The 19625-nt window shown below is 41.8% G+C and carries 16 protein-coding genes; 3 read left to right on the forward strand and 13 right to left on the reverse strand.

What is annotated here, in order from left to right; translation table 11 throughout:
- Positions 1-6: 6 nt before the first annotated feature.
- The 9 genes from IFO66_RS05865 to IFO66_RS05905 all read right to left on the reverse strand — a co-directional run bounded on the left by IFO66_RS05865 (position 7) and on the right by IFO66_RS05905 (position 12117).
- A complete protein-coding gene (locus tag IFO66_RS05865) occupies positions 7-1755 on the reverse strand; it encodes a cache domain-containing sensor histidine kinase (protein WP_192024207.1) in 1749 nt (582 codons plus the stop codon).
- 13 nt (positions 1756-1768) lie between these two features.
- Entirely contained in the window at positions 1769-3355 is a 1587-nt protein-coding gene (locus IFO66_RS05870; protein ID WP_192024208.1) for a response regulator, read from the reverse strand.
- A gap of 254 nt (positions 3356-3609) precedes the next feature.
- The gene (locus IFO66_RS05875; protein WP_192024209.1) at positions 3610-5268 is read right to left on the reverse strand and encodes an extracellular solute-binding protein; all 1659 of its coding nucleotides are present in this window, start codon (positions 5266-5268) and stop codon (positions 3610-3612) included.
- Positions 5269-5356: 88 nt separating this feature from the next.
- Positions 5357-6250 (reverse strand): carbohydrate ABC transporter permease, encoded by an 894-nt coding sequence (locus IFO66_RS05880; protein ID WP_192024210.1) that lies wholly within the window; start codon positions 6248-6250, stop codon positions 5357-5359.
- Between the two features lie 15 nt (positions 6251-6265).
- Complete coding sequence (locus IFO66_RS05885; RefSeq protein ID WP_225445542.1) at positions 6266-7129, reverse strand: ABC transporter permease; 864 nt, start codon at positions 7127-7129, stop codon at positions 6266-6268.
- Between the two features lie 305 nt (positions 7130-7434).
- Positions 7435-8382, reverse strand: coding sequence for an ABC transporter permease (locus IFO66_RS05890; protein WP_225445543.1), 948 nt, complete (start codon positions 8380-8382; stop codon positions 7435-7437).
- The gene (locus IFO66_RS05895; RefSeq protein ID WP_192024213.1) at positions 8363-9472 is read right to left on the reverse strand and encodes an ABC transporter permease; all 1110 of its coding nucleotides are present in this window, start codon (positions 9470-9472) and stop codon (positions 8363-8365) included. The genes IFO66_RS05890 and IFO66_RS05895 overlap by 20 nt, the downstream gene beginning before the upstream one ends.
- Positions 9465-11003: an ABC transporter ATP-binding protein gene (locus IFO66_RS05900; RefSeq protein WP_192024214.1), complete on the reverse strand. Its 1539-nt coding sequence runs from the start codon at positions 11001-11003 to the stop codon at positions 9465-9467. The genes IFO66_RS05895 and IFO66_RS05900 overlap by 8 nt, the downstream gene beginning before the upstream one ends.
- Before the next feature lie 76 nt (positions 11004-11079).
- Positions 11080-12117 (reverse strand): BMP family lipoprotein, encoded by a 1038-nt coding sequence (locus IFO66_RS05905; protein WP_192024215.1) that lies wholly within the window; start codon positions 12115-12117, stop codon positions 11080-11082.
- A gap of 212 nt (positions 12118-12329) precedes the next feature.
- On the opposite strand from IFO66_RS05905, the gene IFO66_RS05910 reads away from it, so the two are divergent.
- From IFO66_RS05910 to IFO66_RS05920, 3 genes are all read left to right on the forward strand, one after another.
- Entirely contained in the window at positions 12330-13070 is a 741-nt protein-coding gene (locus tag IFO66_RS05910; RefSeq protein ID WP_192024216.1) for a Crp/Fnr family transcriptional regulator, read from the forward strand.
- 347 nt (positions 13071-13417) lie between these two features.
- On the forward strand, positions 13418-14128 hold the full coding sequence (gene deoD / locus IFO66_RS05915) for a purine-nucleoside phosphorylase (protein WP_192024217.1): 711 nt from the start codon (positions 13418-13420) through the stop codon (positions 14126-14128).
- 213 nt (positions 14129-14341) lie between these two features.
- Entirely contained in the window at positions 14342-16483 is a 2142-nt protein-coding gene (locus IFO66_RS05920) for a 3'-5' exonuclease (protein ID WP_192024218.1), read from the forward strand.
- 133 nt (positions 16484-16616) lie between these two features.
- Here the strand turns inward: IFO66_RS05920 and IFO66_RS05925 are convergent, their stop codons facing one another.
- Genes IFO66_RS05925 through IFO66_RS05940 form a run of 4 tightly spaced genes read right to left on the reverse strand, consistent with a single transcriptional unit; the run spans position 16617 to position 19587 of the window.
- Positions 16617-17351, reverse strand: coding sequence for a hypothetical protein (locus IFO66_RS05925; protein ID WP_192024219.1), 735 nt, complete (start codon positions 17349-17351; stop codon positions 16617-16619).
- Positions 17348-18130: a fluoroquinolone export ABC transporter permease subunit gene (locus tag IFO66_RS05930; RefSeq protein ID WP_192024220.1), complete on the reverse strand. Its 783-nt coding sequence runs from the start codon at positions 18128-18130 to the stop codon at positions 17348-17350. Before IFO66_RS05930 ends, IFO66_RS05925 begins: the two co-directional genes overlap by 4 nt.
- A complete protein-coding gene (locus IFO66_RS05935) occupies positions 18114-18983 on the reverse strand; it encodes an ABC transporter ATP-binding protein (protein ID WP_192024221.1) in 870 nt (289 codons plus the stop codon). The genes IFO66_RS05930 and IFO66_RS05935 overlap by 17 nt, the downstream gene beginning before the upstream one ends.
- The gene (locus IFO66_RS05940; RefSeq protein WP_192024222.1) at positions 18976-19587 is read right to left on the reverse strand and encodes a TetR/AcrR family transcriptional regulator; all 612 of its coding nucleotides are present in this window, start codon (positions 19585-19587) and stop codon (positions 18976-18978) included. The genes IFO66_RS05935 and IFO66_RS05940 overlap by 8 nt, the downstream gene beginning before the upstream one ends.
- Between the last annotated feature and the right edge of the window lie 38 nt (positions 19588-19625).

The raw sequence follows: 19625 nt of genomic DNA on the forward strand, positions 1-19625 counted from the left end.
GCAGTATTATCGTCTAACAGCTGGAATAGAGATTTCAACAACCGTTCCGATTCCGATGTGACTAAAAATGCTAACCCCATATTGTTCACCATACTGCAGCCGTATACGTTGATGAACATTGCGAATTCCGTAGCCACCATTCACGTGATCTTGCGAATCGAAAATATGACTAATGCGTTCCGCCGTCATTCCGACCCCATCATCCACAATACGAATTTTGATATGCTCATCCAAACATTGAACCTCAATACGGACATGAATCCGATCACCACACCATGCATGTTCGAACACATTTTCAAGAAACGGCTGTACGATTAACTTAATCGTTTGATAAGGCCATATATCACTATCTATTAAAAATAACACGTCCATCCGTTCGCCGAATTTAATTTTTTGAATCTCAATATAAGCTTGCGCTTGCTCTAATTCCGTAGCTAATGGAATATTCGTCCTACCGTCATTCAACGTTAAGCGATAAAACTTTGCCAATTCCATTACCATCTGATGCAGTCTGTCGGTATCCCCGAACTTAGCTAATCTGCTAATAGATGATAACGTATTGTACAGAAAATGAGGGTTGATCTGTGCCTGTAAAGATTCTAGTTCAGCCTCTTTCTTTTGAAGCTGCGTTACATACACTTCTTTGATGAGATCCCCTATATTTTCTCCCATCTCATTAATCGCATTGCCGATTTCAGAGAATTCATCTTTGTTGCGTAATTGAACTCGTTTATGGAGATCCCCTTCACGGAATGCATTTAATATCGTAATTAATTTGTTTACTCGCAATGAAAAGTGTCTAGAGATAAAAATAGCTGCGAACGTACATACGATGAGACAGGAAAGAGCTACCCATATCGTAAACATTCGAATACGCTTCGCATCTTGCTCTACGATCATAGTAGGTATGGATGCAGTTAATACCCATCCTCCGTCATCCAACGCTTCTTCAATCGTCATAAACGTTTCATCATTTACACGAGCGTGATCTGGGGCTGAGCTTGCTGATGAACGATAGACCGTATTCCCGTATCTATCCCTAACCGTCAGTATACTTCCATCGCCAATTTTAGCGTAATCAACACTTTCAAATAAATCAGACAACTTAATGCTAATTCTCACAAATCCAATTTCTTTCATATCTAAAGGCTGCTGAATATCAACGATTCTTCGAAGCAAAGAAATTCTTCCAAAATCAGCATCAGACTGCACCTGTCTCCACGCCCATGTTCTACTGTACTGTTCAACAGGATGTTCTTGATACCATGATTGTTCTTTTATTCGATTGATATGAAAAATGTTATAGGTCCGTCCGCTCTCATCTGGTTGTTCATTCATAAAGGTTTTATGATATATTTCCGGTAATGTTTCATTATGAAAAAAAACAGACGCCCATATTTTTAAATTCGTTGAAGTAATGGCATTATGTAAAGTTGGAACGACAATCTTAATTGTTTTCTCATGCGTTTCCCATCCTTCTTCATAATAGCGAATCGCATCAGCTAAGTTATAATCATAATAAATGGTGGATGATACCCTTATAACATCGTTAATTCGATAATGAATATTATCTTTAATTTGCTGTAATGTACCGTGAATCGTAGTCTGTGTCTGCTTGCGCACGGACTCTACATACATACTATAGGATACGATTCCAATTACAATTAGAGGTACAATAATGAATATCGCATACGTCACTAACAATTTGTAACCAAACGGAAAATACCCTGCTCGATGATGCTGTAAAGCCCTCATCCTCTCCACATCCTCATAATTTCTTACGGAACTCCATTGGAGTTGTACCGTAAGTTTCTTTGAACTGTCTACTGAAATACGGCAAATATCGATATCCCACTTGATTAGCTACTTCATATATTTTCATAGAAGGATCTTTGAGCAATTCTTTCGCTCGTTCCATACGTAGCTGGAATAGCATCTCACTGAATGACTTACCTACCTCCTCCTTAAATAGGAATCCTAAATAGTTAGGGGAGAAGGAAAATTGAAGAGCGATATCTTTAAGCGCAATATTTTCATGTAAGTTATCTTCCATAACTTTAATAATTTCTCGAATTAACCGACTATTTTTAGAAAGTGATTTCTGCTGCAACGTTTCCGAGATATAAAATACTTGCCGCACAAGCCAAGAACGGATATCACTAGTCGTTTCGAATTTCTGCAAGATATCTAAATTATGAAGCTGCATGCCTAGCATACGAAATACATCCTCATCCATAGATTGTAGATGCTGATCCAGCTTCATGACGAGATACAATGCTAAGTTATGTACGGTAAATTTAGAACGAATACTAGCAACTGATCGGAATAAATTATCAATTTCATCATGAATACGCACCAGATCATATTCCGAAATGGCCTGGCACATGGCGTCGACTCGAATATCGAGTGTTCGGGCATCTTCCATCTCAGGTGTACGCTTTACATCCATGTAGGGAATAACCTTCCCTTTTCCAAGGAACATTTTACCTTCAACTGCCTCAATTGCTTGCTGATAAGAAGCGCTTAACTGGTCTACTTCATGTACAGCTTCACCGATCCCTACCGTAAACGTAAACGAATATTTCGCCTGAACTTGATTCACTATCGCATGCATACAATTTGCCACATGCTCACTAGTCATTAAGATAGCAAGCCTCTGCTTGGATAATTGACAGCTATGAATCGTTCCACAGCTATGACATACTTCTTGCATATCCTGACTAAATGTCTGTTGCCATTGCAGTTTCTCTTCTGTCGAGTATGTACCAAGCATGCCACTTGTCCTTGCATCATCTACTTCAACAACGGCAACCTGCAAGGGCCATTGCAGCTTATGAAGTCCAACAGATTGGGATAACTTATCTAGCTCCACAAGAGTCAGCCTCTTATAATCCCCCTCTAATAGTCGAGTCATCAATTCATTTTTGGCCATAGGCCGCATGACTTCATAGTTCTCTTCCGCTTCTTTACGCCTTTTATCTTCATTTAGATCCTTTGTCACTTTATTTAAAGATTGAATAAGCTCCTCATCATCCATTGGCTTCAGCACATAACTACATGCATTCATGGATAATGCTTGCTTTACATACTGAAAATCTTGGTAACCGCTTACAAAAATAACACGCATATCTTGTTTATGTTCCAATGCGCGTCTTGCCAGTTCAAGACCAGACATGTTAGGCATATGTACATCTGTTACAAGAATATCGACAGGCTGTTGTTGTATGAGTTCATAGGCCGAAAATCCATTATTCACGGCACCTACTACTTCTAATCCCAGTTCACTCCAAGGAATAAACTGCCTCATTCCTTCTAGATCCAACACTTCATCATCGGCTAATAACACTTTGTACATGTCAGGACCCCCTCGAAATATATAAACAGCAAGTTAAAGCGGTTATCATATCATTATTGATGAATATATTAGCAAATGATTAAAACTAAATAACTAAAGATATAACTTAACGACAAAAATATGCCACTTATGATTCCAACTTATGGATCTATTGTATCATGAGCTATTCTTTCACACGACCATTGTTTTAATAAAAAAACAAAAAAAGTTAAGTCTATACGATTGTATAGACTTAACTTCTCTACTATGCGTTCTTATTTACCAAGTTTTTGTTTGTTTTCTACCCACATTTTTGTTTTGTAATCAAGCACTGTGCTGTAACCAACAGCATCTGCATCAGCATGTGCTTTGTCTAGCACTTTCAATACATCTTCCTCGCTCTTCGCGTATAAAGCTTGAGAACGAGCTTCCAAGTAGATATCTTCTACTGCCTGTCTTGCGATACCTTCATCAGATTCTTTGGATGGATCTAGATTTTGGAACTCAGTAGCATTGTATTGCGTTTTCCAAGTGATCTCGGATTGCCATCTTGTTTCCCATGTACGTTTTTCTGGTGGAAGTTGAAGCTCGAACTTGGACTTAGCAGGATCGATGTATCCCGTGTTACCAACCCACTGGAAGTTAACAAGTTTATCCATAAGATCTTGACGTTCTTTTTCTTTTGTGAAGTACTCATCTTTCAATTTCGGTACTCCGTCAGCATCTACACCTTCCCAGTATAGACCTTCAGGTCCCCAGAACAATACGCGGAATCCTTCAGGACCAGTCATGTAATCCCAGAATGCGAATACTGCTTCTGGATTCTCTGCGGAAGTTGTAATTACGCTTACGTTCCAACCCAAAGAGTTGTAGTGACCAGGATTAATTTTATCTTTAGCAATTCCATCTTTAGCAAATGGCCAGATCATGAAGTATCCATCATTCGGATCTTTCTTCGTCAGTGCCGCATGTCCCATACTTCCGAACTTTGTCGTATCTGCAGAAGCATAAACCGCAACACGACCATTCATAACTTTCTCTTTAACTTGGTCTTCTGTTTGCGTCAACGCATCTTTTGCTACCAAGCCTTCGCGATACAATTTGTTAATAAACTGCATCGATTCACGATAAATTGGATCCAAGAAGAGCGATGTCAACTTGTCGCCATTAGGTACAGCACGCATCGAGATGTGAGTTGGCGGGTTAGATTCTTTAAACGCAGAGTAAAGCGTATCGAATCCTTGTGCCTCTAAGCCTGGCTCGAATGGAATTACGTTAGGATACTTCGCTTTAACTAGCTTCAAGTAGTTATAGAAGTCATCCAACGTTTCAATTTTAGGCTCACCAAGCTCTTTATACATTTTAATATTCAACATGTAGCCACCGTTACCGTTAGGCTCTTTTGTATACCAGTTCGGGAACTGATACAATTTGCCGTCTGGAGAACGAAGCATGTTAAGAGTATCTTCGCCAGCCCACTCTTTCAAGTTCGGGTATTTATCCAAATACTCATCAAATGGAACAAGCAATCCATTTTGACGCAAACGTTCAACTTCGCCATCACGCTGCATCCAGATTACATCAGGAAGCGTCCCGCCTGCGATCAATGTGTTAAGCTTTTGGTTCGCTTTACCACCGGAAAGAATTGGTTTAATCGTAACTTTCATATTGTCTTGAATCCACTTTGTAGCAGGGTCACCACCCCATGCTGGCATAGAGAACCAGTCATAGTGACCATAAAGTTCGATTTCAAGCGGTTCTTTACCAAACTCATACTTCGCAGTTGATGCTTCTGGTGCTGTTGTTTCAGAACCTTTTTTCTCTGGTGTTGTTGCAGCAGGTGTTCCACCGCCGCCACAGCCAGCCAACAATGACATTGCTGCGAATACCGCGATAAGCGGAAGCAGTAATGACTTACCCCAACGGTTCTTCATAGACATAACCCCTCTCTTATTATGCATGTGCTGATCACTAGGATCATCTATGTTCAAAGCAAAAGCTTCAAACAACATCGGTTAGAGACTACTCTTTCAAGGAACCTACCAATACACCTTTAACGAAGAAACGCTGTAAGAACGGATATACCATAATGATTGGCAATGTAGCCACCATCATCGTCGCCATTGATAGCGATTTCGTAGTTACATTAGATGCACCTGCCATCCGTGCAGCAGCCTGCGGATCCAGCTTACTCATCTGCTCCGTCATGATATTGGCATTCAACGTATTACGTAGAATGGTTTGGACTGGCAAAAGATTCTCATTGTTAATGTAAATGCTTGGGATAAACCATTCATTCCAATGGGCTACCGCTGTAAACAAGGACAACGTTGCAATAACAGGACCTGATAAAGGAAGGACGATGAAGAAGTACGTTTTCCAAGGTCCGCAACCATCCATTTTCGCCGACTCTTCAAGTCCTGCCGGCAATCCTGCAAAGAATGTACGGAAGATGATCATATTCCACACTGATACCAAACCTGGCAAGATCATAACCCAGAATGTATCCATCAATCCCAACTCGCGAATAAGCAAGTATGTCGGGATCAAACCACCGCTAAAGTACATCGTGAACACACACATAATCATGTAATATTTACGACCCATAAGTTCACGCTTCGTCATACCATATGCTAATAGAGATGTAGCAAATATACTTAGTAACGTACCTAAAAGGGTTCGTGAAACTGAAATAACAAATCCATTAAGGATACGTTCATCTTGCAGTACTATTTTGTAGTTCTCAAGTGTGAACTCTCGAGGCCAGAAGGTAATTCCTCCAAGCATCGTATCTTTACCATCATTTAAAGATATAACGCCGGCATTCCAGAATGGGTAGAACGTTACGAAGGCCAGCAAAGTCAGAAACAAGTAAATCCAAAACTGAAGCATTTTATCGCCAAATGTTAGTTTCATCGTGCTACCTCCCCCCTACCACAAACTGTTACCGCTGCGACGAGCGACGGCGTTAGCAATTGTGAGTAAAATAATACTGACTACTGATTTGAACAATCCTACTGCAGCTGCATAAGAGTATCGATGATTCTCAATACCTACCCTGAGTACGTAGGTGTCTAAAACATCCGATACGCTCCAAACGATCTTATCCTTGCTCAGAAGCAATATATCTTCAAATCCAGCATTCATAATGTTTCCGATTGCCAGAATCATGAAAATGATTACTACAGGCATAATACATGGAAGCGTTATCAGGAAAATTTGTTTAAACCGGCTCGCACCGTCCATCGAAGCTGCCTCATACAAGTGAGGATCGATACCTGCAATGGCGGCCAAATATACAATTGAAGCGAATCCGATCTCCTTCCAGACGTTGGTCGTAATCAAGATAGACCAGAAATATTCAGGCATCGAAAGGAAATTCAGTGGTTCTTCAATTAAATTGAGCTTCTCTAAAATGATGTTAATACTACCGTTGTCGACAGATAGCATCGAGATAACGAAGCCCGATACAATAACCCACGACAAGAAGTGCGGCAAGTAGCTTAACGTTTGAACAAGGCTCTTAAAGTATTTGTTCCCCACCTCGTTAAGCATTAAGGCAAGAAGAATTGGTGCTGGGAAGCTAATTAGCAACTTCAAAAAGCTAATAACGAGCGTATTGCGTAATACTCGCTCAAAATCAGGAGAATTGAAGAAAGCTACGAAGTGCTTAAAACCAACCCAGTTACTAGCAAAAAATCCTTTAAACAAGCTGTAATCCTGGAAAGCCGTCAATACCCCATACATTGGGATATAACTAAAAACAAATACGAAGCAGAGAGCTGGCAGTACCATCAATTGAATATCGATTTGCTTTATAAAGCGCTGCCATCCACTTTGCTTTGATGCTTTGATTTGGAGCCCGGGATCTGGCGCTGAGCCTTTGGATGTGCTCAAGTCAGTAGGCGACATAATCATTCTCTCCTTTCCATCTCTCTTTATAGACTTCTGTACTACTATTGTATGAAGCAACTGCGTAAACGAATAGATGAGGAAACAACGAATTGTGATACTTTCCCATGAAGTTATATCATTTCATACAAAAAGACCTACTGAGAAAATGAATTTCACAGTAGGTCTTTTATCAATTACTATAAAGTTTAACGTTTACCAGGTTCATACGGAACACCAAGTGCAGCCGGAGAACTGGATTTTTTGGATGTAAAGATTAGAACGACAAGCGTAAGCACATAAGGAAGCAAATAGAATATTTCATTCGGAATATGCTTAGCCGCTTCTACCACTTGAATTTGGTCTTTAACCGCTTGTGCTACACCGAAGAACAAGGCAGCACCGAAAGCTCCAATTGGATGCCAACGACCAAAGATTACAGCTGCCAAGGCAATGAACCCTTGACCAGAAATCGTATGGAAAGTAAAGCTGCTGTTCATCGTCAATGTAACGGTTGCTCCACCAAGTGACGCGATCATCCCGCCTGCTAATACAGCCAAGAAGCGCAGGCGATTTACACGAACACCTGCAGTGTCTGCCGAGCCAGGGTGCTCACCAACAGCACGTAGGCGCAAGCCTAGCGGTGTACGATACATAACGAAGTAAATAATGATAGCTAGTGCAATTGCAATATACGTAACCGGATATAGGCTAAAGAAAGCAACTCCGACGAACGGAAGTTCAGACAGAACTGGAATGCTAATTTTACTAAATACGTTGTGCAATAATGGTGTTTCCGCCGCACCATCAAACAACAATTTTACGAAGAAGAACGTAGAACTCGCTGCCAACATGTTTACAACAATACCACTAATAACTTGGTTTGCCTTAAATCGAACGGAAGCAATAGCATGCAATAGGGCGAATAACAAGGTGAAGATTGGTGCAGCCAAGAAACCGATCCAAGGCGCCGCTCCAGCCATACCTGCTTGCTCAGCATAATAAGTGACAACACCCGCTGTAAACGCACCAGATACCATGAAACCTTCTAATCCTAGGTTAATTACACCTGCACGCTCAGTAATGAGACCACCCAATGCTGCAAAGATAAGCGCAGTCGCGAATACGAACGTACCATTAATGAGAAACGCTATCATTTCCACGAGCGCTCACCTCCTTCCTACGAGTCGAACGTCGAAGTTTGAATAGCACGCGCAGCATGCCTGGAGCCGCTGCAAAGAAGATGATGATACTAACAACCATACGGATTACTTCTCCTGGTACATCAGCACCAAAGCTCATTCCTTGCGAACCGTACATCAATGCTCCGAACAATGCAGCAGCCAACAATATGCCGATTGCTGTATTCATACCTAGCAACGCAACCGCAATACCGTCGAAGCCTAGCCCGGATGTCGTTGGTGCGATAGCCAAATATTTAAATACACCTAAGATTTCAAATGTACCAACTAATCCACCCATCATACCAGAAATAAAGAATGTGCGATGGATCGTCTTATTTACAGAAATACCAGCATAGTGCGCAGCATGCTTACTGGAACCAACTGCACGCAGCTCATAGCCCCACTTCGTCTTATTCATATAGAAAGAATAGCCGACTAGAAGAAGCATTGTGATTATGAATCCCCAGTGAATGCGAGCTCCATCAAACCATTGAATTAAGAAAGGAATTTCAATACTTGCTGAATCTTGAATCAGCTTCGAACGAGCTGTCCCCTCTTCCATCATGAACATACGAACGACGATATGGCTAATATATAGCGCACTCCAGTTCAACATGATACAAGTTACAACCTCGTTGATACCTCTGCTCGTCTTTAACCAAGCAACAAGCATTCCCCATAGACCACCGAATATAGCACCTACAACGATTGCAACAATCGCATGCAGTACAGGCGGTAGATCTAGGAAATATCCTACAAACAATGCACCGATGGAACCCATTACAATTTGTCCTTCAACCCCGATGTTGAACATTCCGCCGCGGAATGCAACCGCAACAGCCAAACCAGTCAATATAAGAGGCATAATGGAACGTATCGTTTCACCGATATCATAAGGATTTCCTACGATTTTCTCAATCATGGACTGGTAAGCCAATATAGGCTCATAGCCCCCGATTAGCATAACAATTGCACCGATCAGTAAGCCTAGGAAGATGGAAATGATCGAAATCCAAATGGATTCTTGTCTAAAAACATTCATGAGTGACTTAAGCTTAGCCATTGGACGATTCTCCCCCCAACTTTCCTGCCATCATTAATCCTAATTTCTGCTCATTTGTCGCCGAAGGAGTCGTCTCTCCAACGATTTGTCCGTTGAAAATAACGAGAATGCGATCAGCTACATCCAAAATTTCATCCAATTCAAATGAAACAAGCAGTACCGCTTTGCCAGCATCACGTTCAGCAATCAATTGCTTATGCACAAATGAGATCGCACCTACGTCCAAGCCACGAGTTGGCTGTGCCGCGATGAGGAATTTCGGATTCGCTTCGATCTCGCGTGCAATAATAATTTTTTGCTGGTTACCACCAGATAAGGAACGTGCCAGAACCTCTGTGCCTGGGGTACGTATATCATAGCTCTCAATGAATCGCTCTGCTTCTTTTCTAATATTGCTTTCTTGCAATATTCCTAGCTTGCTCATTGGACTGTTGTAATACGATTTCAGGACAGAATTCTCACTCACTGTAAAATCAAGTACAAGTCCATGCTTATGACGATCCTGTGGAATATGTCCAACACCCCGTTCACTAACTGTACGCGGTGATAGGTTAGCCATTTCCTTACCTTCCAAACGAATGGAGCCAGACTCAATCTTCATCATGCCAGTCAACGCTTCTATTAGTTCACTTTGTCCGTTGCCGTCTACACCAGCAATACCAACGATCTCACCAGCACGAATATCAAAGTTAACACCACGGAGCATATCTTGACCGCTTGAATCTTTAACATGCAGATCTTTCACTTCCAACAACCGTTCACCAGGCTGTGCAGCTTCTTTATCTACATGAAGGCTTACGTTACGCCCGACCATACGCTCTGCAAGCGCTTCAGGAGAAGCTGTAGCCACTTCCAAAGTATCGATTACTTTACCTCTGCGAATAACTGTACAGCGATCTGCAATTTCCATAATCTCTTTAAGCTTGTGCGTAATGATAATGATGGATTTGCCTTCTGCCGCCAAACCTTTCAATATCGCCAGCAATTCCGTAATCTCTTGTGGCGTCAATACCGCTGTCGGTTCGTCAAAGATTAGAATATCCGCTCCACGATATAGGATCTTCATAATTTCTACACGCTGCTGCATCCCTACCGAGATTGTATCGACAACTGCATGTGGTTTAATATTTAAGTTATATCTATCGGATAATTCCTGAATTCGCTGCGCGGATGACTTAAGATCGATAGCTAAACCTTTCTTCGTCTCCATACCTAGTACAATATTTTCCGTTACCGTGAACGGTGGAACTAACTTAAAGTGCTGATGAACCATTCCGATGCCGAGTTCAATCGCTTTACTAGGGGTGTCCATGGAAACAGGTTGGCCATTTATCCAAATCTCACCTTCATCTGGCTGATACAGACCAAACACCATATTCATCAGAGTCGATTTCCCGGCCCCGTTCTCACCTAGCAGCGCCAATATTTCACCTTTGCGCAACTGTAAGTCTATGCTGTCATTTGCAACGATTCCCGGAAATCGCTTGGTGAGCCCCTTAAGCTCAAGAACGATGTCGTGTTGAGCGGTCATACGGATTCCTCCTTAAGAAGTTCCCCCACCACTTAAGCGGCAGGGGAATTGGCAATGCATATCGTCAAAAGTACAATTACTCGCTAGGAACTTTGATTTCACCGTTGATAATTTTTGTGCGGTACTCTTCTACTTTTTCCAATACTTCTGGAGCAACGTTCTTCGTAGAAGTAGGAGCGATATCTACGCCCTTCTCTTTCAAGCCCATGTAAGTTGTTTTACCAGCTGGGAACTTGTCGCCTTCCAATTGCTTGGAAATTTCAATTACTGCGTTATCAACACGCTTAATCATAGAAGTCAAAGTAATTTCATCACCAAATGTCAAGGATTGGTCCATATCTACGCCGATAACCCAAACATTTTCACCACGTTGTTTACGCTCTTTCGCTTCATTAAATACACCGTTACCTGTCATACCAGATGCGTGGAAGATAATGTCCGCGCCACCTTCATAAATCGTAGAAGCTGCAGATTTACCTTTGTCTACACGGCTGAAGTCAGCTGTGTAAATAACTTTCAAGTTTTTCGCTGCTTCAGGGTTAACTGCTTCAACACCAGCGCGGAAGCCAACTTCGAAACGCTTAATAACCGGCAATTCCAAACCGCCAACGAATCCAAGTTTGTTTGTTTTAGTTGTAAGACCAGCAATAACACCAACCAAGAATGAGCCTTCATGCTCTTGGAACAGGACGGAAGCAACGTTAGGTGCTTGTACCTCCGCATCAATAATAGCAAGTTTAGCATTTGGATTTTCTCCTGCAATTTGCTTAACAGGATCCATCATTGTAAAGCCTGTTGCCCATGTCAAATCATAGCCGCCCTTAACGAATTGGTTCAAGTTAGGAATGATTTCAGCGTCTTTCTTAGGCTCCATGTACTTAACACTAACACCTTTTTCATCACGAAGCTTTTGCAAGCCTTCCCACGCACTTTGGTTGAACGACTTGTCATTTACACTACCCAAGTCTGTTACGAGGCCTACTTTAAGATCACTTTTTGGTGCGGAGCCACCAGTTGCTGGATCTGTCTCTTTGTTTTTAGCACCACAACCAGACAAAACGAGCGTAAGCACCATAACACTTGCAAGCATTAATAACCAACCTTTTTTCTTCATGCGTATGTTCCCCCTATGAATGATGTATTGGAATTGCCACTACCTATCGTAACCTAAGTTACTAAAATGCACCATAACTTTGTTACTAGAATTATAGCTGGTAACTAAAAACATCACCTCCACACTAAAGTAAAAGAAGTTAAGCTTGGTTTGAAAGCGTTTTCTAGTATATGATGACACTAGTGATACTATAAACAAGGTGGATTCATACGATGATTGATGATCTGCGTCAGGTTACCTTCTTTCAGGACTTGCCTGAGCATGCTATACAAGAACTGCTTCCTAAGCTAAAACACCGTCATTTCAAGAAAAATCACACCATTATTTACGAAGAAGATACGAATAGAGACATTTTTATTATTCGTTCCGGCTTCGTCAAAGTTTATCGCATCGAGGAAGATAAAGAGTTTATTTTCAACTTCTTCTTCCCTGGCGAAACGGTAGGCGAAGTGGAAGCTATTGATCCCGCCTCTGCTAGAATTGCTTCTATTGAAGCAATGGATAATGTTCAGGCATGGATGCTTAGCGGTGAAGACTTTATGCATCTAACCGAACGATATCCTTCGATACTGCGTCGCGCCTATTGCCAGCTCGTAGATAACATTCGGGTATTGAATCGTAAAATATGCTACTTGTCCTTTATGGATGTTAGACGTAAATGCGCGAACCTGCTGTTAGACCTGTCAACAAACTTAGGCACTGAAGATAGCGGTTACATTCAAATTCAATATAAGTTCCCTCATCATGTTCTTGCCAATATGATAGGCGTTACGAGAGAGTCTTTGTCCAAGACACTCAAAGAATTTCAAGATGAAGGAATCATTTCGGTTAATCAGAAAACGATTACAATTATGAATTTGAAAAAAATGTCAGATATCAGCGAATCGTCCTATATAGAACAGAAGCAGCGATTCTGGCGCCGTAAGGACACTACACATCATTTCAATGGTTAGTTGCTATAATGATAACTAGCAATACCCAACCGAATTTATTGTATGAATGCCTGTACCAGAATTTTTTGCTAAATGATTCTAGCACCATTGTAGTCCAACCTTCGACCTAGTCGCAGTGAAGCCGAGAACTATTTTTTTGTGAGCAAGAACACAAAATGAAAACGTTACAAAACACTGAAATGATGAATATGTGGTGTTAGGCTAGTATTCAAACAGCATTTTCGTGTCATCCTAATAAACAGCGTCTACATTGAACCTATTTTAAACCACTGGTCAATGTGAGCGTATTCAAAAATAAGATGAGACGAAGTTGTTACATTACATGAATGACAATTTGGAGGTATAGCATGAGTATACATTTAGAAGCTCCACAAGGTGCAATTGCAGAGAAAGTACTTCTTCCAGGTGACCCGCTTCGTGCGAAGCATATTGCAGAGACATTTTTAGAAGATGTGCAGTGCTATAACCAAGTTCGTAACATGCTCGGCTTTACAGGTACTTATAAAGGAGAGCGTATCTCCGTTCAAGGAACAGGTATGGGTATTCCCTCCTTCTCCATTTATGCGACAGAGCTTATTAAAGATTATGGCGTTAAAACATTGGTTCGCGTAGGTACTTGCGGAGCAATCCAACATGAAGTTCAACTTCGTGAAGTATTGATGGCACAGGGCGTTACCACAGATTCATCCATCATTTCGCATTACTTCCCTGGCCTTTCATTCTCGCCAATCGCAGATTTCGATCTTTTGCATCGTGCATACATGATTTCTCAAGAGCGTCAAATGCAAGTACGTGTTGGTAACGTTCACACATCTGACTACTTCTACTCCGAGAACCCAGAGGCTGTAAACAGACTCGGTAACTTTGGTGTAATGGCTGTTGAGATGGAAACAGCTGCATTGTACACATTGGCTGCAAAACATGGCGTTAAAGCTTTGTCCTTGCTAACAGTGAGCGATCACATTCTAACTGGTGAGCAAACTAGCTCCCAAGAGCGCCAAACAACGTTCAACCAAATGATCGAGCTTGCGCTTGATGCGATCGTTGAAGGTAAATAATATTTGTTACACACAACCGGGTATTCCTATGAGGATGCCCGGTTTCTTTTCGTGCCCACTACTTTCGTACTTATGGTATAAAGACATGCCAAAACGGGAAATACAATGCTGTATGTTGTGTTCAATAACTCATTATGGTATAGTTACCTTCCTGTTTTTTACGTACTTAAGAATGCATTGCTATTTCAATCTACTCTTAGGAGGTAACTGAAAGTGAGCGAATCTTTTCAAAGTGCCTATCAAGAAGAAGAACAACGTCTTGAACAGACATTGTCTCTTATTCACAGGCAGTATGATGAATTAAAGGAGATTCCGATCTATCGCGGCTCTGACTTCACAGAGCAAGTACTTGAAGATCATCGTGAAACAAGAAGGCAAAGGCTGTCGAGAGCGATTAAAGACCCGTACTTCGCAAGAATGGACGTACGACAAGTCGATCGAGATAAGAGCCATATTCTCTATATTGGTAAACAAGGCGTCGATGATGAGGAGACATGGAAGCTCGGCGATACAGAGGCCTACCCACTTGTATTGGATTGGAGAGCTCCCGTTGCGAGTCTATTTTATGCCTTCAATGGGGGAGAAGACGCGGTTCCGTATGAAACCCCTGAAGGAAGAGAAGAAGCGCAGGTCGATTTGAAGCGAAATTTGATCATCCGTCAGGAACGTTTACAGCGTGTAGCAGATACGTATAATCGCTCATCTGGAGACGAGCATGTAAACGATGAGTTTCTCGTGTACCGACTAGGAGAAAATAAAGATAATAAACTTCGTGATATCGTATCCACCATTCAAGCAGAGCAGGATCTTATTATTCGTGCACCGAAAAATAAAGCCTTATTTATACAAGGGGTTGCAGGTAGTGGTAAGACAACCGTCGCCCTACACCGTTTGGCGTTTCTACTTTATCAGTACCAAGAGCAAGTACGAGCAGAACGAATGATAATATTTGCCCCGAACCGGATGTTCTTGGACTATATCTCTGATGTACTCCCGGAACTAGGTGTAGGTGATATTCAACAACGAACCTTTGCTGATTGGGCACTAGAGTTAACGGGGCTAGACGAACGGATACATCTCATCAGCGCAGCAGAAGAAGCTGAGCTTTGGTACGGTGAACTGCAAGGAGCCAGTCAAGATGTTCAAGCTGCTGGCGGTAGGATGAAAGGCTCTCTTGCATGGAGACAACTTATTCAAGATACAGTGCAAGAAATCGTCGAGCAAGCCGTACCAGAAGAAGACTTCAGTCCATGGGATGGAGCAGCAATTAAGCATGAGCAACTGGTGACATGGTATCACGAAGAATATCGTTCTTATGCTCCTGCCAAGCGACTGGAACGTGTATCTGCACGTATTCAACGTTGGATCGAAATGGAACTGAAGCGTGAACGCTCTCGTACAGCCCTTCAGGAGAAGAAGCGTAAATCTTCTTCCCGCCTGAAAGCCTATATGAAAAAATGGCCAAAGCCCGATGTTCTCCATATATACAAGACGCTGATAAAAACAGACGCTGTACGTCAGTTCTTAACACCAGCATTATGGAAACAAACCGTCAGCGATCTGAAACAGAATAACATTCGCCAAGAAGATTTAACAACGTTGACCTATATCCATACGCTTATGTACGGTGTTGAGCGAACGCATACATTTGATCACATTGTCATTGATGAGGCGCAAGACTTCTCTCCCCTTCATCTGGCTTTATTGAATCAATGCGTCCGCAGCCAATCATTTACTGTGCTGGGCGATCTTTCTCAAGGTATTCATGCTTATGCAGGCATCGAGAGTTGGGGGGAACTTCGCAATCTATTCCAAGAAGAAGACACAGGTTATTTCGAGTTAAGAAGAAGCTATCGCTCTACAATGGAAATTATAGAGTTTGCCAATGTCATCTTGGAGCGCGGAATTACGAACCCAATCTTAGCAGAGCCCGTCTTCCGCAGCGGAGAACCTGTGCAAGTCCTTTCACATGACGAGAATGACCAGCTCACATATATTGAAGCTGAGCTTAACGCCATGAAGGAACATAACTTTGAGACCACCGCCCTCCTCACTCGCACAACTGAGGAAGCTCGTCAATTAGCTACTCAGCTCAGAGAAAATGGTTGGGAAATTAATTTGATGGATGGCAAACAAGATACGTATGCAGGGGGAATTTCCGTACTGCCTGTATATTTATCTAAAGGTCTAGAGTTCGATGCCGTTACAATCGTAGGCGCAGACAGCAATCGCTATGGCATGCAGCCATTAGAAGCTCGTTTACTCTATGTCGGTTGTACAAGAGCATTGCACCGCTTATCCGTGCTGTATGCTGGGACATGTAGCCCATTAATAAATAGCAGTACCGAAGAATAACGATATTGACATATGAAGCCCAGTTTAATTCCTCTTTAGAAATAAAGATGAGTTTGACTGGGCTTATTCATGTTTACATGCAGTATATAAGCAAGTGATAGATCAAAAATAACAACCCCACACTAGTCAGTCCTTATTCCACTTGAAGCCTGTACTTACGATATAACCAAAGCAAAATGACGCTGTGCAAGGATAAACCAATAATACCTACAACGAAACTAGGAAATTCAGAACCAGCTACAATATCAGGATTCGTCAACATTTCTATAATCCAGTACGGAGGTGCCCACCAGCCCAGCCAATGCAAATGTTTCGGAAAAAAAGCGACAAGCTGAGGAACGACGACGATTACGCCCGCCGCTTTTGATAAAGCAAGCCCTTCTACTTTATTCATCGCAAATACACTCATCGCAAGTCCCATCATTAACATTTCCAACATCAACATACTAAAAATAATGAAAAAAGAGTAACCAGATAGAGTTATTTGCTGCTGCAGAACAAAGATTAACATAATATAAACGGCTGTAACGAAAATGGGCAGCATATACCGGACCATCATATATCCTTGTCTAGAAATTGGAGTGATCGAGTAATACGCTATGAGCTGCTCATCCCGCTCGTCCAATAGAGCAAATCCTGTAACAACACCTAACATGAGTGGAATTAAACAGACAAACATACCGAATACATGAGGGTAATACGCATCGAGATTAATCTGATAATAAAAAGAGATAGATTGATTAATAACAGGCAGCACATATACCGTCATACTGATAAGCAGTAAAGGAGAAGCCATCAGGAGTAACTGCATCCGTTCGGACTGCAACCTCTTCCCCTCAGCAATAATGAGCGTACTTAATCCTTTCATAATCGTTTCCCTCCGCCTTGTATGGACATCATGTACTGATAGAATCGATGGCGGGCCCAACCAAACAACAAGATAGAAGCTACAGTTAAATAGAGAAAAGCGTATGCGCCTTCCATGATGTGCAATGGTTCAAATGCGGACTGTATGATCAGAAGGGATGCCTGTGTTGGCCAGAGCAAGTAAAGTGGAGTTTTCCATAAGTTTAGCCAGCCCAACAGCGGCACCATGCTGATGACTCCATACAACGATGAAACAGCAAAAAACTCATTTACCGTCGTGCATTTTGCAGCCACTCCTACACCGAGTAAAGTAAACATAATGGAAGTAAGCCACACCCCAAATAAAAATGATAAAAAATGTGCCGTAAAACCAAACGTAAACAAATGAATGATTGAACTACTCAATACGGATAGAACACTTAAAGATAATACTTTAGACCATATATAGTATTCCGGAGAATAAGGGGTCATAAATAACGGATCAAGCAAATGCTGTCCCTTCTCAATCATAATTAAGCCACCTATAAAGAAAAACCCAAGCACACTGGGGTCTGTAAAAGTAATGAACACATTCGCAGATTCACGATATTCAATTGGCACAAGGTGCAAAATGATTATATATAACGTACTAACTAAGGCATAAACGTAGTAGAAACCATGGCGAAATTGAATGCGTATATCGTTCCAAATTCCATTACGAAGAAGTGACCATTGGCACGCCCCAATCGAAGTGAATTGAGATAGTAATCCCATATCCATCCACCTATTGTTCCGCTTCATGAAGAGCCCTCCCTGTAACTCGAATAAATAGTTGTTCAAGTGACATTTCATGGCTATGAATAGATAAGAGCTCATGCGAATTCATTATGCTGTGGAATTGTGTATGCTGACTTAACTCATGAGTTGGTACATGTAAAGCCTTTACACTGCCATCTTCATGGGCGTATTTCACTTCTACTTGAGTCTGACCAGCTTCTTTCATCAAGCGAGCTGGTGTATCAATTAGACGAATCTTTCCATCAACGACAAAGGCAACTCTATCACATAACTGTTCGGCAAGAGCCATGTTGTGCGTAGTCAGAACGATCGTCCTGCCTTCTTCTTTTTGTTTGATCATAAGTTGTTTGATATGAGCTGCATTCGTCGGATCTAGTCCAGAAGTAGGTTCATCGAGGAACAGTAGTTGCGGGTGATGCATAAGCGAGCGTGCCAAGTTTAAGCGCATTTTCATACCTTTGGAATAGTCCTGCACTTTTCGATCCGCGTAGTCCTCTAGAGAAACCCACCGTAACGCTTCGTTCACTTCCACTGTCGGTACTGAGTAGAGCGTACGAAACATTTGCAAGTTCTCCCGTGCTGTTAAACGCATATAAAAGTTAGGAAATTCAAATGCAACCCCAATTTTTTCGTAAAACGTTCTATTGCTACGAGCAATCTCACCCCCCAGTACTTTCACGCTTCCTGTATAATCTTTCAACATGCCGATTAGAACTTTTTGTGTTGTGCTTTTGCCAGCACCAGAAGGACCTAATAATCCAAAAATTTCTCCAGTGCCGATCTGAAAATTCATATCTTGTAATATCGGCTGCTTGCTGCCGGGATACGCGTAAGACATTTCATGAACTTCAATCATCCGTGCTCTCCTCCTGAATGATGCCCTGTGCTATACAATCACAAAGCAATTCTAATGTAACTGCATACCTATCTTCACCGATCTGTTGTTTCTGCAGCGCCACTAGCACAACCGCCTGCATCAAACTGACGATATGGTCGGGTTCTCTGGCTGCAATCCATCCTTCGGCCTGTCCCCGTTCTATCCATGACTTCATCGTATCCTTATCTTGCTGAAACAGCTCAGCTTGTTTCTCCGGAGATAATTTGCGTATAACCGCATTCATCGTATCTGCATCATACAGCCATTTTAATAACGGGTTGTTTTCCACCAAAGAAATCGAGTGCAATAAAAATTGTCTAAACTGTGATCGATTCATCTTCGGTTGGTTTAAGAAAGATGAGAGGGATGCATGAACGCTTCGCTCTTCCAAAAGAAGAATATCAAGAAAGAGCTCTTCTTTTGAACGATAAAATAAATAAAACGTACCTTGCGCGACACCAACAGCTGTCGTAATATCAGCAATACTTGTTTTCTTAAGCCCAAATTGGGTGAATAAATTTCTAGCATGCTCAATGAATTGCTCACCTATTGCTTGACGTTGATGATCATTAAACTTTGGCATATCGATTGCCCTCCAGCAGCACTCATCACGATATTATG

It is taken from the genome of Paenibacillus arenosi, from assembly GCF_014841135.1.
Lineage (GTDB): Bacteria > Bacillota > Bacilli > Paenibacillales > Paenibacillaceae > Paenibacillus_B > Paenibacillus_B arenosi.